The organism is Photobacterium rosenbergii (assembly GCF_033022775.1).
In the GTDB taxonomy this organism is placed as follows: domain Bacteria; phylum Pseudomonadota; class Gammaproteobacteria; order Enterobacterales; family Vibrionaceae; genus Photobacterium; species Photobacterium rosenbergii_A.
This window is the reverse complement of sequence record NZ_JAWJZI010000001.1, coordinates 40,685-66,839: the sequence shown is the minus strand read 5'-3', so window position 1 is coordinate 66,839 and position 26,155 is coordinate 40,685. Positions and strand designations below refer to the sequence as shown.

17 protein-coding genes are annotated in these 26,155 nt (G+C 40.3%); 11 read left to right on the top strand and 6 right to left on the bottom strand.

Annotation, left to right across the window (positions count from 1 at the left end; translation table 11 throughout):
• Nucleotides 1-31: 31 nt before the first annotated feature.
• On the bottom strand, nt 32-2,050 hold the full coding sequence (locus R2X38_RS00270) for an ATP-binding protein (RefSeq protein ID WP_317519975.1): 2,019 nt from the start codon (nt 2,048-2,050) through the stop codon (nt 32-34).
• A 1,041-nt stretch (nt 2,051-3,091) separates the two neighbouring features.
• Here R2X38_RS00270 and R2X38_RS00265 point away from each other — a divergent pair.
• The 10 genes from R2X38_RS00265 to R2X38_RS00220 all read left to right on the top strand — a co-directional run bounded on the left by R2X38_RS00265 (nt 3,092) and on the right by R2X38_RS00220 (nt 17,685).
• Nucleotides 3,092-3,955 (top strand): TnsA endonuclease N-terminal domain-containing protein, encoded by an 864-nt coding sequence (locus tag R2X38_RS00265; RefSeq protein ID WP_317519974.1) that lies wholly within the window; start codon nt 3,092-3,094, stop codon nt 3,953-3,955.
• Nucleotides 3,945-6,095: a Mu transposase C-terminal domain-containing protein gene (locus R2X38_RS00260; RefSeq protein ID WP_317519973.1), complete on the top strand. Its 2,151-nt coding sequence runs from the start codon at nt 3,945-3,947 to the stop codon at nt 6,093-6,095. The genes R2X38_RS00265 and R2X38_RS00260 overlap by 11 nt, the downstream gene beginning before the upstream one ends.
• Before the next feature lie 8 nt (nt 6,096-6,103).
• A complete protein-coding gene (locus tag R2X38_RS00255) occupies nt 6,104-7,507 on the top strand; it encodes an ATP-binding protein (protein WP_317519971.1) in 1,404 nt (467 codons plus the stop codon).
• A complete protein-coding gene (locus tag R2X38_RS00250) occupies nt 7,500-8,414 on the top strand; it encodes a TniQ family protein (RefSeq protein ID WP_140358108.1) in 915 nt (304 codons plus the stop codon). Before R2X38_RS00255 ends, R2X38_RS00250 begins: the two co-directional genes overlap by 8 nt.
• 4 nt (nt 8,415-8,418) lie before the next feature.
• The gene (locus R2X38_RS00245; RefSeq protein WP_317519970.1) at nt 8,419-10,002 is read left to right on the top strand and encodes a TnsD family Tn7-like transposition protein; all 1,584 of its coding nucleotides are present in this window, start codon (nt 8,419-8,421) and stop codon (nt 10,000-10,002) included.
• Between the two features lie 11 nt (nt 10,003-10,013).
• Entirely contained in the window at nt 10,014-10,607 is a 594-nt protein-coding gene (locus R2X38_RS00240) for a hypothetical protein (RefSeq protein ID WP_317519969.1), read from the top strand.
• Between the two features lie 41 nt (nt 10,608-10,648).
• Complete coding sequence (locus tag R2X38_RS00235) at nt 10,649-11,122, top strand: hypothetical protein (protein WP_317519968.1); 474 nt, start codon at nt 10,649-10,651, stop codon at nt 11,120-11,122.
• A 177-nt stretch (nt 11,123-11,299) separates the two neighbouring features.
• Nucleotides 11,300-12,955: an AAA family ATPase gene (locus tag R2X38_RS00230; RefSeq protein ID WP_317519967.1), complete on the top strand. Its 1,656-nt coding sequence runs from the start codon at nt 11,300-11,302 to the stop codon at nt 12,953-12,955.
• Nucleotide 12,956: 1 nt separating this feature from the next.
• Nucleotides 12,957-13,829 (top strand): hypothetical protein, encoded by an 873-nt coding sequence (locus tag R2X38_RS00225; protein ID WP_102555069.1) that lies wholly within the window; start codon nt 12,957-12,959, stop codon nt 13,827-13,829.
• 49 nt (nt 13,830-13,878) lie between these two features.
• Nucleotides 13,879-17,685: a hypothetical protein gene (locus R2X38_RS00220; protein WP_317519965.1), complete on the top strand. Its 3,807-nt coding sequence runs from the start codon at nt 13,879-13,881 to the stop codon at nt 17,683-17,685.
• Nucleotides 17,686-17,857: 172 nt separating this feature from the next.
• Here R2X38_RS00220 and R2X38_RS00215 read toward each other — a convergent pair whose 3' ends face one another.
• From R2X38_RS00215 to R2X38_RS00195, 5 genes are all read right to left on the bottom strand, one after another.
• Nucleotides 17,858-19,135, bottom strand: a complete 1,278-nt coding sequence (locus R2X38_RS00215; protein WP_317519963.1) for a hypothetical protein — start codon at nt 19,133-19,135, stop codon at nt 17,858-17,860.
• A 65-nt stretch (nt 19,136-19,200) separates the two neighbouring features.
• Nucleotides 19,201-19,812 (bottom strand): condensin complex protein MksE, encoded by a 612-nt coding sequence (locus R2X38_RS00210; RefSeq protein ID WP_069501894.1) that lies wholly within the window; start codon nt 19,810-19,812, stop codon nt 19,201-19,203.
• Nucleotides 19,799-21,229: a hypothetical protein gene (locus tag R2X38_RS00205; RefSeq protein WP_317519962.1), complete on the bottom strand. Its 1,431-nt coding sequence runs from the start codon at nt 21,227-21,229 to the stop codon at nt 19,799-19,801. Before R2X38_RS00205 ends, R2X38_RS00210 begins: the two co-directional genes overlap by 14 nt.
• Nucleotides 21,222-24,137: a hypothetical protein gene (locus tag R2X38_RS00200; protein ID WP_317519961.1), complete on the bottom strand. Its 2,916-nt coding sequence runs from the start codon at nt 24,135-24,137 to the stop codon at nt 21,222-21,224. Before R2X38_RS00200 ends, R2X38_RS00205 begins: the two co-directional genes overlap by 8 nt.
• Before the next feature lie 10 nt (nt 24,138-24,147).
• Entirely contained in the window at nt 24,148-24,912 is a 765-nt protein-coding gene (locus R2X38_RS00195; RefSeq protein ID WP_317519960.1) for a Wadjet anti-phage system protein JetD domain-containing protein, read from the bottom strand.
• A 142-nt stretch (nt 24,913-25,054) separates the two neighbouring features.
• Here R2X38_RS00195 and R2X38_RS00190 point away from each other — a divergent pair, with 142 nt between their 5' ends.
• A complete protein-coding gene (locus R2X38_RS00190; RefSeq protein WP_317519958.1) occupies nt 25,055-25,930 on the top strand; it encodes a WYL domain-containing protein in 876 nt (291 codons plus the stop codon).
• Nucleotides 25,931-26,155: the final 225 nt, after the last annotated feature.

Sequence of the window (26,155 nt, the reverse complement as noted above, 5' to 3'; positions counted from 1 at the left end):
TACATACTATTCAACACTCACATGCTCATTCTCAGGATTCTTCCTCTTGAAGAGTTGAGACTAACGAGACTGACGTTTCGCCTTCTAGGGAATCTCTCTTTAGCTTGAGTTTTTCCAGCAAATAGTGGTTCGATAATTCAAACTCATCGAAAATAGTTGCCCACGTTTTTACAAACCCTTTAATCCGCCCCTTATCTTGGCTAAATACTAGCCCTGGTTCATTTTTCTCTTCAGCGGTTTCAAGTGCAGAAGGGATGTCGTAATCACTATCTGATACTTTTCTTCCCACAAGAATCAACTCAAACTTCATCTTTTGGTCTGAGAAACCGACATGTTGAGCAATGATCCTTGCGTAGTCCTTTATCTGATTTAAATGCTTTCGATTCAGAGCTACGCTAGGCTTTTTAATTTCAATGATCGTGCATTTAAAATAAGGACGATTGGAGGAGTCGAATGCCATCATTTTACGGGCAAGAAATAAGTCTACTTGTCGCCTCACACCTTCAACATTGAGTCCTTCTTCAAGGTCTTTGTGTTCGAAATCTTCCTCATCTAGAGTATTAATTCCCTTAACGTGGTTTCTCAACTCTACTGCTATTTTCTGAAAATCTGCCTCTTCGGCTCCAATTAATGAATATTGATTTCCGAACAACCACGTGTTCTTTTCGATGATCTGTTGCAAATCAGGTGTTTCAAGCACTTCCTTATAATGCCTAACCATCAACTCTCTCAATTTATAAACCGCCATATCACGTTTTTGAAGCACTTCTATGGTGGCAATCACATTCTCCAAAGATGTTTTCGAGAGCTGGTTAGACAAGGTACTTAGCTTTTCACCCTCAAGTCCTAGAACACACTCTAAAACATCCAGAAGATCATCATTTTCATTTGAAACTAGAACTTTATCTAACAAAGCTATGAGGATTTTCGCTTGTTTAGGTTTTAAGTTTCTAAAAAGAGTTGGGTCAGCTACGTAGATCTCTCGAACAACGCTTTTAATGTTTTTTCGACGCCAAGCTCGTTCGTCATCAGAGAGGTTACTATGCTCTGGAAAGAAGCCCTTGTTTTCATATAGGGCTATCTGCATTTCAACCTGTTCTATCTGAAACTGCTCATAGATCTCTGAACTAACCTGATAAATTCTTTTTAAAAGCTCCTTATAGATTGGGCTATTAGGGTTAGCTAAAGGCTCATTGGTAAAGTTCAGACTACTAGAATACTTATCAAAAGTGCGAATCCATTTAGAGGATGTGTATGTACTTAAATAGAAATCAGTTTTCTTGTTAAAGCTGCTAAGCTGCCTAAATACAACTCTTCCATCAGAATTGACTAAGTAATTGTACGATTTCTCAACACCTGGTTTATCAAACCAGCGGACAAAAGAAACGTAAAAAGACTCATCCTCTATCTGGAATTTTTTCTTAACCAATTGATTATCAGGGACTTCAACTTCCTCACCATTGAGATATAACTTTCTGTTCTTATTGAGGGCTAATCGCCAGCCAAACTCACACTGAAGCTTAGCGGTAATAACATCTATTGTAGGCAAATTGGTCGTGAAGTTAGAGAGTTGAACATAAGTCCCATGTTCAGAGTTTTGTAACGCCGCAATCTGCTCTCTTTCTGTCAACTCTGCTGCTCTAAACTCTCTTAAAGTTCCGTTTTGAATTGAGATCTTAGCGTTCTTGCCCTCACTTCTTTTGGTAAACCAAATAGCATCATTGCATAGAAGATGAAACGCTAAACGTCCACGACCATGGGCTCCTTGTAAATCATCATCGTCTTTTTTGGATGATTCGTAAAACCTAGAAAAGTGTTCATCACAGGAGCCAATATCAATACCAGTGCCATCATCGAGTACCGATACCGACACCAAGCCATCCATTTCACTGTATTCTATGTCTACATGGACAGTTTTAGCATTAGCATCAAAACCGTTTGCGACTAATTCAATAACCGACTGTAAAGGAACTTTCTTCCATTTAGTAAAATGTTTACGTATGCCTTGATCTGTTATCTCAGCCGTGCCAACAAACTCATTATAACTCATTCTGCCAACTACCTAATTTGTCGTTATTTCTCCATGATAACATATGAGTTCTGATGAATATTTGCATGTAGTCAAACTTCAATAAGCTTTGTTTACACTTAGCAATTCTGGCTATGTGAAAAATGTCCAAGGCTTCAAACTAAAGGCTTCAAACTAAATGATTAAAAGTAAGTCATATTGGGTTGTTATCTAGTTTAAACGTACACAATCTCGATAGAACGCTCCCTCAGTATCCTGAAACAACCTTACCTTCCCCTCACTTGTAACCAAGAAAATAACAACAAGCTCACTAGCATCGCTATTAACCAGAAAAGATCTTAACCAAAACGTCTCATTACACTCCAAAGGTGCCAGCGCGTCAGCTCCTTCAAAGATGACAAGTGTCTTGCGTCTACAACCTTCCAAAGTAGCAACCAGTTCTCGATTCTCTTCTGCTGCGAAAGCAGCTAGGGGGGATTCATACTCATTAAAGTTCAGATTAAAGACATCTATGCCTCTACTCTTAGCTCGGTCTCTACACACATCCAAGTAGCCCTCTGGTGTATGCTCAGTTATCAATGAGCAGATGGTGAGCTCTAGTTCCCATGCCATACTGATAAATCTTTCTGCGCTAACCATAACCAAGCCTAACTAATCATCACACGTTTGTAATATTAGCCCCTTTAAAAAAGATATCTAACTCTGTCGAAAATAAGCAACCAGACCAATAAATTTGCATGTTTTATCAGTTCTTTTTGAGTCAGATTTCCAAATGTACGATCCGTGAACAATTCTTTTTTAAAGCAATGAAATATAAGGACATTATATTCTATATCGATTTATATAAGGAATAATAAATAAGCCTAATGAAAAACTGCAAATTCCATGTATACCTTCAAATATCACATTGAATTACAAGCTATTCTAATTCAGCTCCCTAAGCTCTAATCTAATTATATAAGTTATAATAAATCCTTTATTTACAGCAGCTTAGACGCACAACCAGTTAGACAAACCCTAGAAAGGCTGCTAACAATATATTAGTAAGTGAGGGTTAGGCATATGAAAATAGTTAAGCAACCATACATAACAAACTATGAGCTCAGAAAATTAGAAAAACACCTAAAGAAGATTAAGAATGGTGAGTACGAGCCATATATTACAGTTCGACGTTCAAATAGTGTCGGTCTATCTCATATTGTTTTCAGTCACAAGACGAAACGCTGCCATCACTTATTCAGCTTAGGTGAGCTTGCTCTATTCTTTCATCTTGAGCACGATCCTGAAGTCTTGGATATACAAGAACAATACCCATTACCGATAAATGAAACTCTCAAGTGGGCTAAACATCTGAATTATCGGCACCCTGCTAAATACAAAGAAAGGGATGGTAAAGATATTCCTGCTGCAACCATGACCACGGATTTCGTTGTCACCTTGTATGATGCGACGAGAGACCAGCTTGGCATTCAGCCGTATAACTATAAACCGAGCTCAGCTCTAAGTACTGAATTTGAGTCTCCCCAAAAAGTCACACGAACCCAACAAAAGTTCAAAATTGAAGAGATGTACTGGGGGCGTTATAACCATCATCTAACGCAAATAACAGATGAAGACTTAAACCCCAACAAAACATACAACCTTCAATGGCTTAGAGAGACCTACCATCATATACGCGAGAGTCAAATCGAAGGCCCACTGCGCGAAGGGATGTTAAACACTCTAACCAGAAGCCTTATAAACACCCCAGAGAAAACTCTAAAGCAGCATTTGAATCACGCATCATTAGTACACGATGTAACCGAACTTGCTGCATTGGAGATCTTTCAACATCTTGCGTATTCAGGTCAACTAGACGTTGACCTGAATGAGCGCATAGAAGTTTTTCGCCCTGTAATGATGATTACGCAACACGATGAGAATTAATCAAAAATTGGTCGATGACAAAAAAGGGCTTGAATATCTTATCGTAGATATTTGCCAAGACCTCGACCTGATTGCTGTCACTCAGCTCAATGTTGAACGACCTAAAAGGCCTCATACGATTATGCTAAGTGATACGTTGAGCCAAATAGAACTGGGCAAATGGAAAGTGCTAGAGCATTCCTTTAGCCCTTACCTATACATGTCGGACGAAGAGTTACTGAAGGATAAGAAGCGCAGAAAGTGGTTACAACGCAGAGATAGCAGCTTCAACATTATTGCCCCGTTAATCGATAACGACGAACTACGTTACAACTATCTTTTTATCGATAGCTGTTCAATCTTACATCGATTGATAGAAACATCAGGTCGCAGCCGCAGTTATGTAGCAAAAATTTTAAATCGTTACTGGTATTACGGTTCTCATGTCAATGCTCTACTCCCTCTGTGGAGAAATTGCGGAACGAATCAGTCTTTACCTGAAGCACCGTCATTTGACCAAGACCCTGAGTTAGGCAAAAGTGGCCCGAAAACCAGATATGGAAGTCCTTATCGTGGAGTCACTCAGCAAAACATTAAACATATTCGACGATTTGCTAAAACCATTCCAAACGGTGGCAAAGCTAGGCTGAGTGACCTTTACGATCAGTTTACACGCAAGTTCATGTATGCACGTGTTAAACCAATGATTGAAGAAGCACATGAGATAGCTTTACCTGTTCCAAGGGCCAAACTCATTTCACGAAATGCATTTAAATATCATTTTAAACAAAACGTAGATCAACTTGAATTGATAAGGAAGGCTGTCGGCACGACCAATTTTCAAAAAGACTTCCGAGGCCGTGCAGGCCTCGCTCGACAGGGTGTTCGTGGCCCCACAAGCCGCTATGAAATAGATGCAACAGTCGTTGATCAATACATACGCTACCCCTACGACAAAACCAATCAGTTAGCCACGGGACGCCCTGTGATCTATCTAGTTGTAGATACGTGGTCTGGCATGTTTGTTGGCACTCATGCTTGTTTTCACGGCCCAGATTGGACGGGAGCATCACAAGCCCTTTTCAATGCTTTTACCAACAAAGTCCAGTTTGCTAAACGCTATGGCGTTGAAATTACTGAAAACGAATGGCCGTGCCACCATGTCTGCTCACAGTTAGTCATGGATCGAGGTTCCGAGTATACAGACCGTAACATTGAAAGCATGCTTAAGGGTGAAATTGGCTTATCAATCGCCAGTTTCGCTCCGTATCATCGCGGGGATTGTAAAGGAACTGTCGAGAAAGCATTTGATATTTTTCATCAAAATGCTGTTCGATTTGTGCCTGGTCAAGTCATGAAAGTACCCAGCAAGGAAGAGCAACACGCTTCTAGAAAAGCGTCGATGTCCTTCGAAGCATTCATGGAAAAGCTCATAAGGACAATCATTTATACCAATAACAACCGCCTTAGAAAGAACAACCATAACTTCGAGATGTCTCGTGATGATGTTGGTTTCTCTCCTAGAGACTTATATCTCTACGGGCTAGAAGAAATGATGATACCGCCAGCTCAGATTCCTGAAGAGCGACTTCGTTTCGCATTGCTACCTGCTGACAAGGCGACTGTGAGAATGGAGGGCGTTTACTTTAAGGGGCTGTATTACAGCGCTAACAAAATCATTCATAAACAATGGTTAGACAAAGCTCGTAATTTTGGCCGATACACAGTGGAAGTTCGATACGACCAAAATTCAACGAACTTTATTTGGTGTAAAGACCCTGAGTCTAACGAACTAATTACTTTAGAACTCACTGATCGCTCTGAAGCGTATCGTAATCAAATTTGGCAATCGACCCTTCATGAAATCGAATTAACCAAACAAAAACAAAGCCTTCATGAAGAACATTCATTCGCTAACAAAATTGAGTTCTTAAACAAACTGGATGAAATCGATAAACAAGCAAAAGCTGACGCTCGATACTTAAAAACATCGTCAGCAAAGTCTATCCAGACAGGTATCAAAGAACGAAAGAGTATCGTCTCTTCTATTGAACGCAGCAAACAATCTGAGCAAATAGCAGCAACGTTAAGTTCCGAAGATAACGCTAGCTCCACTGCTAAAAAGAATACCCAACACTTGGAAACACCTGATTTTTTTTGACTTTGATGATGAACAAGATGATAGCTAATTATATACCTCACCCTAACTCTCAGATGGCACAAAATCCTCTGATTGAAGCGCTTGGAATGCCATTGCTACCTAAACAATTTATCCAGGCAACAACACTATCTCCTGACATGATGATTGATGTCAGTTCGCTCCCTACTGAGCATCATGGTTACTACACCAGAACATTCATTGATAACCTATCTGAGTGCTATGTTGTTCAGGATGAAGCCCCACGCCTTTATGACACCGTATTTCGCATGATTGAGCGAGGCTATATCTATCGCAACCCTTTGGTGTATGGCGATATTAAACAATTGCAATTTGCCGACTCTATTGAAATACCTGAAGGGCAAGAGCGCACTCTAAAGCAAACAGCAAATCAGCAGAGTTTTTTGGTAGCAGGTCTATCAGGTCGCGGAAAGTCAGCGATGGTAGAAAGCATCTTGTCTGCCATTCCTCAAGTCATTTCACATCAAGAGTACCAAGGAAAAAAGTTCATCTACGAACAGATTGTCTGGCTCAAGATCGATATCCCAACAGCTCGCGGGCAGCGTGCACTACTCTGGAGGATTCTTGAGTCCATCGATTCGGTAACTGGTGAGAATTATTACGAATCACATCAGAAAAGCTCAGTTACAGCACTAATGATTGCGGTTCGTAAGGCTCTACTCATCCATGGTGTTGGGATTATTGTTCTAGATGAAGCTCAGAACCTATCTGAAACTCGACAGTACGAGAAAGTCGGTAACAACGAGAACGCCACACTAAAGTTCGTGGAAGAGTTGTTTAACAAGGTTGGTGTACCACTATTACTCGTCGGGACACTATCAACACTTAATCTGTTTTCTAAAGAGATGACTGCCGCTAGGCGAATTGGAAAGACAGGGTCGCTAATCTTAGAGCAATGTGATGTTGAAAGTTCGTTTTGGAAACGCTTCATTAAGCAAATGTGCCCGACACAATTACTTAAGAATCAGACAACTGACATTGATACTCTAACACGCCATGTTCACTACTTATCAGCAGGGATCCCTGCTATCGCGAGCAGCCTAATAAAGGCCACATTGTCTTATCTGACTTATCTAACACCAAACAATCAAGACCTAAGCATGGCTGCTCTAGACCATGTATTCAAAGAACAATTTCTCTTGGTCTCAGGCGCATTAACGGCACTAAAGCGTGGTCAATTTTATAAATATGAGGATTGCAACCCTTTATCTCAATTGCACTCGGTTCAACAGGATTTGTTTTCTGAAAGTGGCTCAGATATTGACGGCAACCAAGTCTATAAGAAATCCATTAGAAGCTCTCGTTCTGCCGCAAACCTTACTGAGAAAGACCAAGAAATGCTAGAGAACTTAACTCCTGAAGCCTTACTAGCGCAGGCTAGAAAGTATGAATAACATCTTGTACCTACTACCGAACGAACACCTAAGAAGCTTCCTTAGCCGAGTTCATACTATGTCCCCTTTTGGCACTTTTGCTACTTCAGCAAAACGTGTAGGGCTGGCAAATTTCAGTGCGTCGCCAGTTACAGTCATGTCTGACCTAGACGCCATACTGATGAATATTCTTAATGATGACAATCGTTCGATTTGGCAAATGCATATGCACGGTAACGTCATCGAGTCTTTCCTCAACGAGCGAGAGAAACGCGAGCTACCATTGTTTTTGAAAGGAAAGCCATATGACATCGACTTCACACAATCCCAAACGGTACATAATCGCTTTTGGCGTTACTGCAAAGACTGCATTTCTGAAGACTTAGATACTGTTGGTATTTCATATTTTCACCAACAGCACCAACTACAGGGTGTTTTTCACTGCTACAAACACGGAACGGGGCTCATTAATAGCTGTTCTTCATGCACTTACACTGTAAAGAATCTTAGTCGAATGCAAACCCCAGCATTAATCTGTCCGAGCTGTGGTTCCAGCATGACAAGTCAGGGAGCGTACTATGATGAAACAATGCTAAAAGTTGAACAGCTTATGTTGGCGTTAAATGATCAAACGCTCACCCTATGCCTTGAATCAGTGCAACAAAATACGTTGGCACACATCGGATTTACGCTTGAGCAAACTGAAACGTTGGCTTTTAAGAAAGCTTGTGGCGATTGGTACAAAGAGATTTTCGTGACTCTAGGGAAAGGCGCTCTAGAGCAGTACTTCTCGAACACGAGGAAGGTAAATGATCACATAATTTCTCCCACTATGAGGACTACACGCTTATTTTTATCGACTTCAACAAACAGATTTAGTCCACCACTGATCTACATTCTCATGCTGGTTGCTACAGGACAGTTATAGACCTATGTACCTGCACGAAATAGCTGGTGAAGCCTTTTATAGCCTTGTTGCGCGACACCACGCAGCCTCACCAAGACGCTCGCTACGCGAAAATAACCGAGCTCTCCTAGGGCGCACAGATGTTCGCATTAACCCCCAGCTTCCTTGCATGCTCGAACAAGTTGCCAAACAGACTTCAATAGATGCGGAAAGGTTGTTGTTTAACAGTACTTGTTTCCCTGTTGTCGGCGCTTGCCTTCAAGATAACAAAAGCAAAGCAAGACTTAGATTGCACCTGTTGAGCAATGATGGCAGTCACATCGCGGTCTTATCACGTACTACTTCTTCTCGGTTAAGGTTTAGCAGCGCACTAAAGTTCTGTCCGCAATGCCTTGAGGAAGACACATTGAAATGGGGGCATGGTATTTGGCGTACCGTACATCAGTATTGCGGTATGTTCGTTTGTCCAAAGCATGCTTATTGGCTGCAATATACACCGACAGATGCCGATGGCCTTAACAAACGCATCGAACTACCACCAACACCTTACGATAGATGTTTCCATGGTTCTGATCTTTGCTTAGAACGAGCGTTGAGGTTATCGCAATTCATCAGTAGTTGGCATCGCTATGAATGCGAACGTCGATACGAGCATATTGCTACACCCTCTCACTCATCTTGGATGATTAAGACCCATTTGTTAACTCCGAAAGGACAGATCAGGCAATCAGAAGCCGTCAATCGTCTACAAGACTTTTGGGCTCCTCTATTTGCTGGTGCAAAGCTACTGCCTTCGAAGCTATATAAATTCAATTTCTTAAGGTGCCTTCTCCTAAACGACCACTACAACCATTACATACAGCATGCATTGGTTGGTGCTTTCTTTGCGAAGAACGCCAAGTGTTACTTTCGACAAACTGCTCAGGTCTCGAACTATTGTAGTCGGGAATCTCATAAGCCTCGTGTCTTTCTATCCGAGTTGGCCTCAGGAAACTCGCTTCGTTCTGTCGCCAAGGCGACAGGATGTTCGGTTGGCTTTCTGGCAGCCATGGCGCAACGCAATGGGGTCACAATCAAGCATCGATTTAAAAGACTCAACGATGCATTAGTCGACCAAATATTGAGACTCGCTTTTCGCGGGATTCATAGACGAGATATCGCCAAATTATGCGGTGTTAGCGTTGGTACTGTAGAACAGCAAATAAATGCGATGTCAGGATTATCCGCATGGAGAAAACGACTCTGGTTCTGCCAAAAACGACATCAATATCGTCAAACACTCCAGAAGATCATTTCCCAGAATCCAACATTAACTCGGACAGAGATTAAACATTCGAGCAGTTGCTACATGTGGCTATTTCGATATGACAAGGACTGGCTAAACCAGCACTTACCAAAACGAGAGGCTGCTAAGTACCATCAATCTATTGATTGGAATCAGATAGATAAAAAGCTGGCTAAACAAATTAAGCAACACGTAAAGACGGCTACTTCAGTTTCACACGTCGAAAGGCAGGTGGACTCACAACACTCATTAATCAAAAACAGAAAACGCCTACCCCTTTCGGTTAGGCAAGCGGAAAAAGTCGTCTCAAAATCCAAAAATTAGGAACAATTACTATGAAATTTCTCGGTACATTCAAACAAGTTTTCGAAGCACACGAAGTCAAACCTCGCTTACGTGACATCGCGATGTTTGTGACTCTTAATAATGCAAGACTCTATCCGAGAGAGCAGTTTGATGAAAATGGAGACATTCATCCGTACCTAGCACCACGTCTTGACCTGATTAAGATCATCAAACAAGAAAACTCAGTTAAGTGGTTCTTTACTGAAAGAACTTATCAAATTTGGGATTACAAAGTACCTGTTAGGCGCCCAGCTTTCCTCAAGGCACGCATGAAGCAATACATGAAAGCCGAAAAGTTGTTTGAGCAAAGTCGTAACTATGTCACAGCTAGCCCTGCATCACTCTTAAGAAGAGACGATGAAGCGAAAGTGTTCAACATGTTCTGTGATTACATGCTCACATTTAATCAAATCGCTGTTGAGAGCAAATCTATAACATTGAATGAATGGCTTGTGTGGTTTTCAGACATCAGGCGTATTGAAGCACAAAAAGAAGAAAACAAAGAAAAACAAAGACGTCACCGAGAAGTTATCGCTGAATGTAACAAATTGGAAGATGACCAAGACTCAACCGACGAAAATTAACCGTATGATGACCAACGCAATGATCGCTGTGAGGAGATCTGATGAATAAGCTCGAAACTAAGCGATTAAAAGCTATTGTCTCGCTTCTCAACGGCCTAGAACTAATTTCTCATGAGGAATTACCCGAAGAGCAGCACAACGCTCTTTGTATCAATGTGAACGGCTGGAGGTACTACCCGTCCTTTCAGTTCGATGAGCATTTTAATCTTATAGATAATCTCAAAAACAATCTTAGCCTCATACGAGAAGGCCGAGACGACACTGATATTCTACTTTGGATGATCTCCGAAAAATCGGTATTGGTGGAGCGAGCAGTTGCTCCACCAGCATTAGTTTCCAAGTACCTAGATAACGGCGACTTAGAGGGCTACGAGAGATTGCTCTCAGCAGAAGCGCAAAGTCATAAATACGTAACCGCCAAACCCTGTGACTTGATTGATGACCCTTTGTTTGAGGTGTTCGTTGAGGACTGGTTGAAGTCAGATGAAAGAGTAATCGCGAAGGTAAAAACCTAACAATTGAAAACTCTCACGAGAATGATATTTCGTTAAAACAGTCCCGTTACGCCACTCTAACCTTGGACTCTACATAATTGAAACATAATAATTTTTGATAGGAATAACGATAACGAATATAAAACCAATGGTATAATCGAGTATCCCAGTAACTCACGTACCGCAGATTAGTCAGATATGGACAATGAAAATTCACTAGCAAAACCATTCAAAGTTGAGTTTAGCTCTAAGCAAAGAAAAGTTGGCAGTTACGACAAGAATATTATCTACGTTTGGCCCACAGACGAGGGTTGGAATGACTTTAAGTACAAAACACATGGGTTATTCGTTGTTAAACTGGAGGATGACCAAATCATAAGTGGTAGTGTTCTAATCGCAGTGCAAGATGAACGGGAAAAGGATGATATTAGTTATACTGGTCTTGGCAATCAGATTACGTCCATATCAGACAAGAACGCAAAAGCTGACTTCTTCTTCAGCTTACTTCCGAGTATTGGAGAATACCGAAATATTGTTAGAGACGTTGGCGTACCAATGGCTTCGAAAATATTGAACTCACTTAATGACCTCGTTTACACAAATGAACAAGAGAAAGATGCCCCCTGGCTCGAAGCAGCGCAAAACAGTGAAGTATTTCAGAAATCATTTATGAGAAATTCAGAGCCATTCTTCGCTTTCTACAACGCGGGAGATATACTCAAAGGCTTAGACTTTGAAAACCTAGACTACATATCAAATACTCTTAACTTAAAGTTCAAACTGGACGGTTTTTTGAACGAACATGAGTTAGAACTTAGATTTGGTAACAGTGACCTAGTTCCAAAACGCATTAATATTCTCATTGGAGAAAATGGATTGGGTAAAAGCCAGTCTCTCAATCATTTTGTCCGTGCCGCATTACAACAACGCCAATATTTAGACGAACTGATTGACCCTACAAGTGAATCTAAAAGACCAATGATTAGCCGTCTTCTAGCAATCGGAACTCCAGGTGAAACTACAAATACCTATCCAACCGATTCAATCAAGAACCCTAAGTTACATTATCGTAGGCTCCTATTGACTCGAAATAGTCGTTCAAAAACTAGCCGAACAATAGGCAAAAGTATTGTTCAATTAGCCAGAATGGACGATTCAATAAGCAACTTGGAACGCTGGGATATTTTCATTGAGGCGATCAAGTCCACCCTACCTATTGATAAGCTAAGAGTTCCTCTAGCAAAGGATTTTGAAGGGCGTGAAAGCGTCTCATTGAAAAAGCTCCATTCTGGTTGGAACGAAGAGCGAAGACTACAAATTTGGGCAAATATTTCAGATAACGTTGAACCAACCATTGCAGGGGAAGATGGTGAGTACCCTCTTAGTAGCGGTCAATTATCCTTCTTTAAATTTGCTTTGCTTGCATGTTTGCATATAGAAAATGGTTCTTTCGTACTTCTAGACGAACCAGAGACACACCTTCACCCGAGCATGATATCTGACTTCATTACCTTACTGGATAACATCCTAGAGAAAACTGGCTCATACGCACTTATTGCAACTCACTCAGCCTATTTCGTTAGAGAAGTTACAAGAGAACAAGTGCATGTTTTTAAAAAATTCAATAATGAAGAAATCCAAATATTGAACCCTAGACTAAAAACATTTGGAGCAAATATCGGAGATATTTCTCACTTTGTTTTCGATGAGGACTATGGCAATTCGCTATCACAAAAAGTCATAAGAAAAGCCAATATAAAGAACCTTTCATACGATGACATTAAGAAAAAGTACGGGAGTATCCTACCTACCGAGATGCTACAAAGTATTAAAGTGAAACTAGTGAGTCAATGATATGAAAAAACTACCACTTCCAGAGGTAAACGACCTTGATATTCTCGAAACGATGAAAAACTCTCCTGGAATTGCATGTCAACCTTTCATTACCAATGAATATGACCAAATGCGCCTTCAATATACCCGCTATGCAAATAACGATGGAAACCCATGGGCGTGCGTTGGTGGGACTATTTCAAATGATTTAACTAATAAACTTGAGTACCACTACAAAAGCCCCTATTCAGACTTACAATATATCAAAGAGCTACGAGCGAAAGGCTCTCCTGATGTTTGTCCGTTTTGTGGTAGTTTAAAAACAGCCACATTGGATCACTTCCTTCCTCAAGCCGACTATCCTGAATGGATTATTTACTCTCGCAATTTAGTACCAGCATGTGATTGCAATTCAAAGCGTAGAAATGATGTAAAAGGTCAGCTTCAAAATCAACGAGTTCTGCATCCCTATTATGACAACTGCCTTACATCACGCATAATAAGTACGGATTACAGCGGGAATTATGAAGAACCTGTTATCAATATTGTCCCTCTTCCTGTTGAAGGCACCGCTGAAGAAACAATCTCTTTCCATATCGACACTGTGGTTAAAAGGTCAACTGCTATTCACTGGATGGAAGAGAAGTGGCAATCCATGAGAAGAAACCCGAGAGTTATCATTTCCTCAATACCACGAACAGCAGCTAACTTAACCATTGATGAGCTGGACACTTACCTACTTGAAACGCTTGAGGACAAAGATGAAGAACATCAAACTCCTAACAATTGGTATTCGATATTCATCCATGGTATCTACCGCTCTGAAGATGTGAAGGCTTGGTTAGTTCACAGATTCAACGGCATTAAAAGCGGTGCTATTGACCCATTAGTCTAGGCACTTTCCAACTCAATACTAAGCACCGAGCTACCTTAAGGGAGGCAGAATGACAACAATCGCGACAATCGGGCCTAAAAAATATGAATTCCAAGATTTAGTATGCTTAGATTTTGTACTAAAAACTGAAGAAGAAAAAGATATTAGCTTTCTTATCGAACCTCACGGTGGTGAAGACGCTGCATTTACGTATAAAGGCAATGACGGAGCGCTCAAAAAGTTCGAAGTACAAGTAAAAGGCGCAATGGAAGCGGTGACTCTTAATTTCGTCGCCGAATGCTTACTTCATTTCCCAGACCGTCGCCATGAAAACTGCCTTTTTGAAAGACTGATTAAAGAGAGTAACCTGTGTGTAGTACTCGTAATGTCAGGCCGCGCAACTGATCAGTTACTGAAATATTTGCCGACTGGGGAGTGGGATCTATCACCTCATAAGCATAGCTTTACGTTGAAGGATGCTGAGGCTTTGAATCTTGAATTCCAAAGCCTAGTAGACAGTTTTGGAGGTACGAAACTAAAAAATGATCGAAAAGAGCATACACAACGCATTATTAAAAACTTTAATGTAAAAGAAGTCAGAGACGCCTTGAAAAGGCTAATCATAATAGATAATGAACGTGAAAACTTAGTCAAAGAAAACATTCACATATCATTGCGCTCTAGGTACCACATCCCTGATGACTATTTCGAAGAAGTTATTAGAAAGTCCTCTGAATACATAAAAGCAGCTAAAGAATCCCAAGAAAATGTCATCGCTAAGATCACTCAGTACTTAAAGAATGTCTCTAGCGTTTCCCTAAGGCCTAGCAATTATATTCAAAGAGGTGATGAAAATATCCTCAAAAACTTGCTGACTCATGAGAACTCCCTTCTACTCTCGGGTAAACCTAGAGTTGGTAAAAGTTATACAGCTATGTGGATCGCAGCATCATTCCAAGATCAAGGTTACAGAGTCAAACGTACTGACGATATTTTCGAAGCTTTTCGTTTTTTAGAAGACCCAGTTGATGGCCCTCGCTTGGTAATAGTTGATGATCCTCTAGGTGGCAGTCGTTTAGCAAACAATCCACATCAAATTTGGCAGGAATTAAAGAATAAGCTTCCCTACGTCCCTAGTACCAACAGAAAGATAATCATATCTCAGGGGCAAGAGCGGTTGCTTGAAATTTCAGGGCAAAGTCAATTACAAGACATACGCGTCGCAGCAAAACGTTGGAACGACTTGAGTTCCTACCCAGAGTCTTTTCTAGAAAAGTTCTGGGAACAATCCAATGAAAGGACACAACTACCAGAAGAACTGTACTTCACCGTCTTAACTAATCTCAGTAGCGGTTTAAGCGACATTGAGCTTGGCAGTCTCGAATACCTTTTAACAGAGTACGAAAAAATAAAACCTTCATCCAACGTTGACGAAATAATGCGTTTTTCGCGTAAAAGCTCATCGGATTTAGGTAGAGCCCTTGATGATGAAGGGCACAAACCCTTACTAATGGGGCTAGCGCTTACAACTAACGGATTGAATCCAATACATGAAACAGAGTTATCGTATGTTTTACAGAACAAGGCAGACAAAGAGTATGGTTATTCCAAAATACTAGCGATTGGTTCAAGTTTTGGAAATAGTAAGAAGACAGATGTTCAACAGTTCCCTGTATATTCTAGCAATACTGACTTATCTGAAGAGTATGTTGGTTCTTTAGATAAACTAGAAGATAAGAAAATGACTAAGTGGGATGATGACGATAAAATTTCTTTCACACACCCATTCTATCGTGCAGCAGCAGAATCGATTATTAATACTAACTCAAGAAGTAACTGGAAATCGTTACTCGCGCACTTGAGTAATGGTATTTTTTGTCTATCACCTGCAACATCTACATCCACTGCGAAAAACCTAAGATGGATTTACCATTCATCAGACAAACAAAAGTTTAAAGAAGAGATCGTCGACTTAGCTATTGAAGGCTTAAGTTCAAGTTACCCATCTACAAGAGATGTTTGCTTTGACACTTTAATAGCTGTTGCCCCTGAATTAAACAAGAAACACCTAGAAAAGCAGGCAGAATGGCTGTCTTCTGTATCATTCAGTAGTTTAGCTGACGCCAATTGGCACAACGGCTATCCTTGGTACCCTATGGGAGAAGACATTGTAATCGACACAGACGTCTTTAAGTCATTGGGGATATTTGAGGTATCAGAACAAACGGCTGACATCCTCGAAAGCTTAAACAGCAAGCAATTTTTTGATTTTACACCGAAGGTTGCCTTTGATGCTCTCAACTATTGCAGAAGAAACCCCAAAGACCTTCATACAATAGGTATGATGCGAATGTTATCTCTCGATGAAGGTCAAATTCGTGCATTGGCGACAAAGATTTGGCTTGGAGAGAACAGAGCTAATGACGAAACGGTACTACACCGAATTTTTAATGATAAACACCCTTCTGTAGCAGAAGCTGTGTACGAAACGATTGTGGCAAATTGGGACGACATAGAGGTTGTGCGCCGCAAACAGCTCTTATCCAATCTCAAAGTAATGGTAGAGTCTCCATTGGCTTCTGCGATAATTTTACCCGAGCTGCTACAGTTCAATAGAGTCGAAGTAACTGGCTCGAATCCTCCTTGGCAAATATTTTTTTGCTTGCTCCCTACAGTGTTAAGGAATGTTCATAGAGGTGTTTTTGTTCGCTTTGGAAGGTTAGATAATGTAGTTCATGAAGCACTTGAGGCTTATGGCTACGAACCTATCATTCCAATAATTAGTGAATGGGTCGAACTAATAAGAGTAAAAGATAGCCTAGGTGACGGAGGAGGTTATGACACTGCCGTTACTAAATACATCATGGACTTGCCAGAGGTGTATAGTGAATTTCGGCAACGGCATATAGAGCTCTTGCTCAGGGTAAATAGTACAGAGCGTTCTACAGACATACTATCAACACTCATCGCATCTTGGTCTAAGTTAACAGAGGAAGAGAGGAGCCTAATAAAAAAGTCTCTTTTGGTAAATAGAGACGACCAAAAGTGGTTACATGCAACCGTGCTAGTACGGGATGACGCACCTAAATCACTGACACAACTAGTAATGAAAGATAATGTTCTAGAACTATCTTTAGAAGAATTACAAAGCCTAGATACAAGCTTTCTGGAAATATTGATTACTACATACTTCGATAGAAATGGCGCTTCCGTTCCAACTGAATCAAGTCATAGAAACGTTTGGCATGAGCTCTTGTTGTCAATATTGTATAACCCAGCCCACCCTCTATATTTAAAATGCTTCAGATATCTAATTAAATATCGGGAAAATGACCTTATAATATCTAGCTCAATAAAATGCGTTGGTACCAAGTACCTAAGTCAGATTTTTGAAATTCTACTCGCATATGCCGTCTACTCATGTGGCGAATACCGCCCCCTAGCTTGGGCTGCACTGCTAGGTAGCGCACCAGATGAAAGTATGCGGAACTCTTGGCTAATCAAAATGGCCGAAACGTCTGGCTTATACTTGGACACAATCAGTGAGATTGATGAATGGTTACCAGCAGAATACATAGACTCGTTTTATGATTATATGTACCCAGATAACCTGCTTCTCAATTTATTCAAAAATCTGAAAGATCAAGGAACCTCCATGGAAAGAGGTATAATTGACAGTACAGTTGAGATAGTTGAAGCACATCCGCCTTTTCATTTCCAAACGTGTGATTACATATGCCATGTACTTATCAGACTAAATGGAAGCGAAGATCAAAGAAAGCGGGTTATGAAGATTAGAGATAACATATTATCAAATCGTAGAGAAATTTTTGAGGAAATGATGGCTGAAAACAAGAGAGTTGCTTGGGTACCCTGATATGGGTCAACTGTAGGAGTTCTGCTCTGAACTAAAACACTTTAGTTGTCTACATATACATGTTTACAAGAAGGCGAACACACTAGTGTTCGCCTTCTTGCTTATCGGTACACATAAAATGTACTAATAGAAACATATCAAACCCCAAAATTTGCATACTTTTGCGCAGTATCTACGCCATATTCAAAGCAGCTTTATGCTTAGACGAATAGTAATACTCATCCATCACAATTCTATTGATTGCACCTGATAGCACTTTATCTGCTAATTGATTATCAATTAAATGGGAAGAGTTAGCCCGTGGAGTAACCACTGCCTGTAGTTCCTCTAGGCTCACGAGGCAGTGGGGGAACATGACTTCTCGATTGCCCATATCAGCTTTAGCCTCTTCAATAGCCTCTCGCCCCAACAAGTTTGCTGTATTGAGACATTCATTACATACTTTAACTTCACTAGAATAAGAAACTACATTTTTGTCAAATGCTAGTACCCCTTTAACTTCAAAAACCCAAGGGTTGCGCTTTGAAGGCTTCAAACAGTCATACTTTGAGCGTTTACAACAAGGACAATGCCAATCGTCATCGTAGCGATTCCAATATCGTCCCCGAGTCTGGGATAAGTGAGCGATTTGCCCTTGTGTGGGCTTTCTATTATTTGAAGGCTTAGGAGCCAGCCTCCAAGATGAAAAACTACCTTTAAAAGGGACTGTTGTGTATAGCAGTTTTTCTGGTTCGTAATGAAGTTCATCAAGTCCACACTTTGAAAACTTAAATTCTGCACTTTTTTTTGTTTGCTTCGCTGTTGTTCGCGATGGCTGATACCAATGAGAGTCGCTGGCTGCTAAGCCTGCAATGTACTCCGCTAATTTCATTCTCTTGCTAAACGTCTCATAACCATCTGCCCATATTTTTCTGGCTAATTCAATGTCAATAGCATGTTCTCTATTTGGCTGTGACAACACGAACCTTGCTATTTCCTCTGGTGAAAACGAAAAATCGTCATGAGCTCCAATCATCTTCTTTGCAATACCATCAGCCTTATTACAATCAGCACAAATAACAGTGTTGTCATACGCAGAGACTGCATAGGAAGTTCGAACAGCGAACCTTTCAGCGAGTGTTGTTGCAACAACCTTGTCTCGTGCAGAGGAAATCTCTTCAAACTTTCTTCTAACCACATCTTTCATATGGTCATGGTGTTCATGTAAATGGCATGAAGCAAAACCTCGATGGTCTAGTTTCGCTATTTGGCTTTTGTTTCGTGAGCATGAAGGACACTTCCAATCCATCGGTGTTCTGACCCACCATTTGTTCATGTGCATACCCTTTGCACCTAAGAAACTAATAATTCTTTTTGACAGAGGGGAAAACTCTGCGTCAAACCAAGGATTTCCGCCTTCTTCGTAATATTGCTCAAGCTCCTCGATACTCTTGATCTTTCGTTTTTCCATAGGAAGTCCTTTACCAACAATACTTATCTCGATTAGGTTATGCGTTTTCTTATAGGATCTATTTGCTAAGGTTTTTCTGGGCTACTTATAGAAGATTCGTATTTTTTTACATGGTGTTGAATAAAAAACATACCCGCAGAACTCACTACATAATGCCCATCACCGCATCGGTACATAAAGTTACGATTCAAGAGAAAGCGCACGCATGCATCCCAGTCATCTTTTGGCATTAGTGCCCCTCGAATACGGTCATACTGCTCATTTCGTTTGATCTCATCTATATGTTTAGCTTTAAGGCCAAAATGTTCATTGGCTAAATCATCTAGATCGAAACTTTTATCAGTCCAAAACCTAGCTATCACTAAAAGCAATGCTTGTACCTTAGTAGCATTTTCGTCCGCATCTTCTGAACTATCATCTTTACGAATGTGAAAAAATTCGCCTCCAGAGTTAAAAACCAGCTCAAACCCAATGTGCTTGTAAAGGAGGCTATAATGGCTATCCAAATGCTTATATAGCTCTGTATACAAAGGGTTCTCAATAAACTGCTGAGTATATGTTTCATAAATGCGCTTAGTGATCACTTTGCCAGACGAGAACTGGGAGTAGACTTGCTGACTGAGTTCGAGGTCAGCATAGTCGAAAGTGTTAGATATTAGGTTATTAGTCGTATGCATAAGTCTCTCGTACCTCCAATTTTATTTTTCTGTACTTAAACACATAACCACCTACCGTTATCTCATGAAAAGTATTAGTAACTCTTGGAAGATGGTTGTGAAGGTTTAACTGGCCTACTGAATTTAGAGTCATTAGGGCTTCAAGAAGGTCAAGTATTTGGTAATCGTCCAACAAGCCCTCTAGCCTATCGCTCACTACTTTTATTAAATCATCACAATGCTCGAATCTCATCGAATACATTAGTTGCTTAACCTGTTTCACCCTTTCCAAGCGCGTGTCTAAACTATTATCTTTAGAGCTCTGTAAAAGAGATAAATCAAGCTGATTAACAAGTTTGTAATCTTCAAGCTTCGTGGTGATATCCGTGGTTATATTATTAAAGTACGACTGTGAATCACTCAGTCGGAGGTCTTTGGGACGAGGCTGGTTCATCAAACCACAAAACAAACCTGATGTTTGAGCAAAATCTGAACTGATTCTTTTACGCCTTAAGTCCTGTTGTGTTTCTTTTAAATATTCCACTAACTCAGAAAATGCATTTTCGATTGCATTAAACTGGGTGAGCCTTTTCCTTGAGCGAGCTAAGAACTGATCAATAGATGTAGATATACGACTTATGTCTTTATGATAAGCATTAAATGAAATTGCATATCGGAGCATGGTCGAAGCTTCACTATCTAAACTATGCACTTCAAACAACCTTTTAAGCTTTTCCAGACATGCCAATAAATTTGCCCCATCTCTAAGCACCACTTTCTCATCCAGAAAAGCTCTAGTGGGTAGGATATGTCTCACCAAAAGGTTTGATATATGTTCAATATTGTCTTTTTGTAATGCTTGTACGACATTAGGGTTGGTAGCCTTCAGGGCTTTCTCACTCTGTTCGCTCAAGTCCCTATTCACATCTTCCATGCGAGTAAGGTTTCTACGAATTAGACTTTGCAGAGCAGCAAGAGCTCGAAACAAAGCTCCCAATGCCTCCTTGTAGTCCAAGTCTTGGGGGTTAAAATCAAGGCTACCACTGTCAAACCTATCAGTTAGCTCCCTTAATGCAACAAGCCTTGTGTTTAACTCTATATGGGTAAGTTCTTGGATTAAGCTTCTATCAAACAGTCTAAAAATGTCCAGTACTGCTTTATCGAAAAACAGCCTCCCAGCACCTTCGAAATGATCAAAATCAGACAAAATATGTGAATTAATCAGATTATCCTTTGAAAAAGCTACTCTGACAGCATTTTGCTGAGTTGTATCTCCTTCCAGCGTTTTGAGACACTTAAATACAGCTGCATTAAAATCGTATTCGCGTACATACGATTCACCATATGTATCCATTGACCTTATCGACTCAAGCATGATGGCTTTATACTCCATCATTAACTTAAATGTCGGAAGTGTATCTAGAACTTGGCTATTCATCAGTCTCTCCAAAAATACACATCTGATCTTCCTTCGCTACGCTTGGTTTAATGATGTACTCAGGTTCACTAGTAAAGGCAATCTGACGCTCAGGATGATAAGGAAGACTTGTTTTCATCGAGTCAATTTTGAAGTAGTAGCCAAAGAGTAATATCAACTCACTAGATACTGAATGTGTAGATGCACTTAGTACTCTAAAACCCGACTCATTGAGTTGTGGCAAAAGCCACTGAAATTGCGAGAGATCTACAGAAGCTCCCTCATCTATAATTAATGGGAAAAATACTTTACAGCTCGATTGCTGGACAGATTTTAGTAACACTTCAACTAGTTTGATGTTTATTAGCATCACTGTCGAAGTGGACTGAGATTTTGTCTCAAGACTCTTCGCGCCCTGTTTTTTAACATGGTAGTTGATTCCCGTGAGTATCTTTTCCATAGTTAAAGTTGATGCCGTGCCTTCATCAAAAAACTCTTTACTAAAGGTCTTGAGTCGATCCACAAACTCACTTGAAAGTCGGCTATCGGCATATAAGTCAATGTGTGCTACCTCTGCCAATAGTGCTTCGAATCGACTATTAACACCGATTTTAGCTTTTACTTCCGATAAATCATTTATGGTCGCTTTCTTAAACTCAGTGTTAATAAACCCTTCAAAGCTATCAATTAGCTGTCGGTTTTTCTCAAGTTCAGTAATGATTCCATGAATCTCACTCTTAAGGGCAACAAACTGCCTTTTCAGATTAGCTATCTCTTCATCCACATGTACAAACTTGGACTCAATCTGTTTATATGTATGACGAATTTGTTCATCAGAAAGAGTCGCGGTAAACAAGTCGTCATCATTGTCGATGACACCTTCTTTAACCAAAAAATGTATATTGGATATAACGCCACTACGCGCCCGCACTTTTGCTAATAGTGCATTTTCCAGACTTTCAAAAAACTCTTCCGACACTTCAACGCTTTCAACACTTAGCTTCTCCAGTGGAAAATCTACAAGTTGATGTCGAGCTAGGCTATTACTCACTCTCTGGCTCAAGCCTTTAAGTTTTTCTAAATTTGAGTTGAAGCTACTTAAACTCTCCTTTGATTCAGCTAGCTCCCTTTGAGATATGTCTAGACTATTTTGGGCTTTAGATAATGAGTTTTCAGCTTCTTCAACTTGTTGGGTTAAAAAACGTACTTCCTCATTGGCATAGTTAGCGGTTTGGAGGTTGAACTCATAGCTCTTAACTTTGGTAAGTTCACTGTCATATCGTTCTAGTTTACGCTGTAACCTAGCTATTTCAGTTTGAGTAAGGATATCGCTTTGGTTGCCAATTTTCTCTAACTCATGCAACTCATCCTCAAAAGCAGCTAAGTTCTTAGTTCTCTGCTCAAGCTCTTCTTCTGTTGAATGTTCTTCAATCAAACTAGCAATATTTAGAGTTCTATCAAAGAAACGATATTGCTGATTATCTCTTTCAAAAAGAGCTAAAAATCCTTTAAAACGATCTAACTCTGTTTCTGTTAGCCTACGACCAGGGTTAGCTTTGGAAATAATACTATTTATCGAAGATAGTATTTGATAGTCGCCATTCTCTAACTGCTTTGATAAGAAAAATTCTTTTAACTCTAAGCTTCGATTAAGTATTCTAATGTGCCTATTTTCATCTGCTATCAACGTCTTCAATTGATCAATACGCACCTTCCTTTTAGATGCATCTTTTAAGTTGTCGAGATTGGATACCTCTTCATAAAGCTCTTCAGCAAGGATCTCTTCAATTTCAGAAATAGGCTTTCCAAAGTAATCATCGATGATCCTTTTCGCTGTATCTAGCTGAGGTTGTAGTTTCTCCAATTTCGCACTTTCCTGTTTAAGGGCTCCCTTCAACTCATTGAGGTGTCGTTGTGCGTCATCGCGAAACTTTTGGTCATTCTTGTTCTGCTCAAGCGCCAAATGTATCTGGTCTTCAAGCAACTTGTGTTCTTTAGCTTTAGAGTCCAACTCCCCTCTAAGCACACGATCAAATTGCAGCAACTTAGTTTCTGCACTTTGGTTGTCTGTTAAAGTGGCGTACGAGATAGAAAGTTCTTCAAATTTTGGTTTTAGATTTTTTACTTTCTGTAGATGAAGTTCCTTATCGCCAAGCATCTGGTTTCTATTCAAAAACTCATTGATATCAAGGCTTAATTCATCTTTACGCTCTTTCTTAGTAGACTCAATGATGTTGGCAATAGCCAGCCTAACAGCATCGGAACCAGTCTTCATATCAAACAGGAGCTTAACTAACGCTTTAAAGGAGTTAATACTGGCATCATCTAACTTGCTCAATGGAAATAAGCAATAACGCATAGCATTTACATCAAGTAAATCATTTGCATACAGCGCTTCTTTGATTGCCTGAGGACGCTCAATAGTCTTAAAGTGCTTAGGATCTCTTTCTTTTAATGCTTTCTTAACATAGTCGATCGATAGGTTTTGTACTGCGCCTCCTATACCATCTTCTCCAACACTTGAATCCCAAAATAGATCTTTTATGTTCTGGTAAGGAAGAGATGTAAACATCCTTTTGTAAGACTTAGACTCACCTCTATACAGAATCTGACAGTGTGGAACTGGGCCGCCAAGAAAATTCTCACATTCTAAAATCAAGAAACTCGATCTACTTGGGAAATAATGCTCATAACTCTCATCATCCGTATAAGGTTCACCTTTGTTATTCATGAACCCAAACTTTTGAAAGCTCTTCTTGAAGTTTGTCTCTGGCAGTAGAAACAACCGAATCGCATTAAGTATTGATGTTTTACCAACATTCCCCTTCGCAATTATGATCCCACCATTTCTAAGATCGATTTCTGCGATAGCCACCCCCACAGAGTCGACAACAATCAATCTTGAAATACTTATGCGAAAATCTTCCATCATCTTATCCTTATGGTAGTAGGGCTTCTTGTTCCAAAAATGCTCTATGTGTATGTAACAATTGTTTTTCTTGTTCGAGGTTTAACTCACTGGCAATAGAAATCGCTTGTCGCCATTCAGAAACAGACTTGGGCTTCAAATTGAAAAACGCTTCAAACTTGCCCCAATCAACTGGCGAAAGCCAATGGCAATCTGACACGTTCATTGCTAGTGTTCTAAAAATCTTCAGACCACCTAGATCTAAGTCTCCCGCTACGTAGATCCGTTTGTAGTTCGTAAGAAACTTTAAATTTAGGCTATTATTGATTTGTGTCCCTGCACCAAACAAAAAGTCAGTGTGCTCAATCAACTCTTCACGTCCTATGCTTTCCATAAAAGACATGTACCGATAAAAATTCTCTATGTTCTCAATGACCACAGCTTGATCGTTCAGCTTGGGTAAAGAACTAATCACCCCACCTTCTGATGAAACAATCACATATGGAGTATTCGGAAAACTAGTCGTGTTAAGTAAGAGGATATGAGAAAAACTTGTATTAATAGCGTGTGATTTGCCTTGCTTAGCGCCATCGGTTCGACTTGAAATATCCTTTGTATAGAATGAGGTGTGACGTTCCTCATCTAACACCTTTAGCACATGTCCTTTGCTTACACGCTTTGCTTTATAGATGGACATCCACTGTTCAGGGTCTTTCAAACTAAGCCTCTCAATAAACCCCTTCAAGTTTATCGGCAAGCCTTCTTCGATCTTGGATAAGTAGTCATTGACGTTCATTGTAGTCCTCAACAGCCAGAAATTTATACCATAAGTAACACGTCAAGCAACATTGCTAGAATCAACTAGTGTCATATTACACTGGAATCAAATGATTCGTTAGAGTAAATTAGTACAGTTCATTTTGATAAGGGTAATCATTATGCGTTGTGTCGAATCTCCGCAAACCAAACGACTAAGGCTTATTGATTTCTATCTCTGCTTCTTTGGGAAAGTGAATCGCTCCGACCTTATTCAGCATGGTGATATTGCCGTTGCTACAGCAAGCCGTTCTTTTAATGCTTACAAAGAACGTTTTCCCGACAACACGGTTTTCAACGAAAGCTTGCGAGCATACATGAAGTCAGCATCGTTTAGCCCAGCTTTTGAGCATGACCCAGAAGCAGCTCTGAGGTTAATAGCATGGGGTCAGGAGCTTAACTCCATTCCAGTAACAACTTATGGTGTAAGCAGCTTTGCGACAGTGTTGGATTCACTATCCATTGATATCGTCTCTCAAGTCACAAGGTCGATCCTTAATAAGCACTGTATTTCTGTCCTGTACAGTTCCTCAACTAGCACCGAGACTAGAACCCTGACACCTCATTCTCTATTCAAAGGGCTTGGGGCTTGGCACATCCGTGCTTGGGACAGTAAAAGACGTAAATTCCTGTGCTTTAGAATAAGTAGAATTCTTAAGGCTGAACAAACTGACTGCTCATACGACAAGACTATAGAGGACGATACTCTTTGGAACCGTGACGTTGTCCTAAGTGTTGCACCGCACTCTAAGCATGAAAATAGAAATGACCTAGCTATTGATCTTGGTATGGAGGGTCAATACGTGCGAAACATTACAAGCAACGAAGCGTTAGCTGGTTACGTGCTCAATGACCTCCACGTAGACTGCACGCCTAATGCTTCTTTGCCGCCGCATGCCTTCAACTTGCAGTTGATGAATAGACACGAGCTAGAGCATGTTGACTCTATTCGAGCCCTAGTACCTGGATTTATACAGAACAAAGATGATAAAGCTTGAGGTAAGTAAGCCCTGAGCATATTGAGTTGCTTAAACAAACAAGCGGCTGATTCATTACAAACTCGCGGTTCGTAAAGTGCGGTTCGGGTTTTACGAACTGAACAATCACTCTAAATGAGAGAGTTCTATTGAAGAGAGAGTTTTCAACTTAGTTAAACAAACCTGATGGCTTCATTTGCCATTAGGCGGAGGGAGTTTGCAACTTGATTATTTTTCAGAGGTATT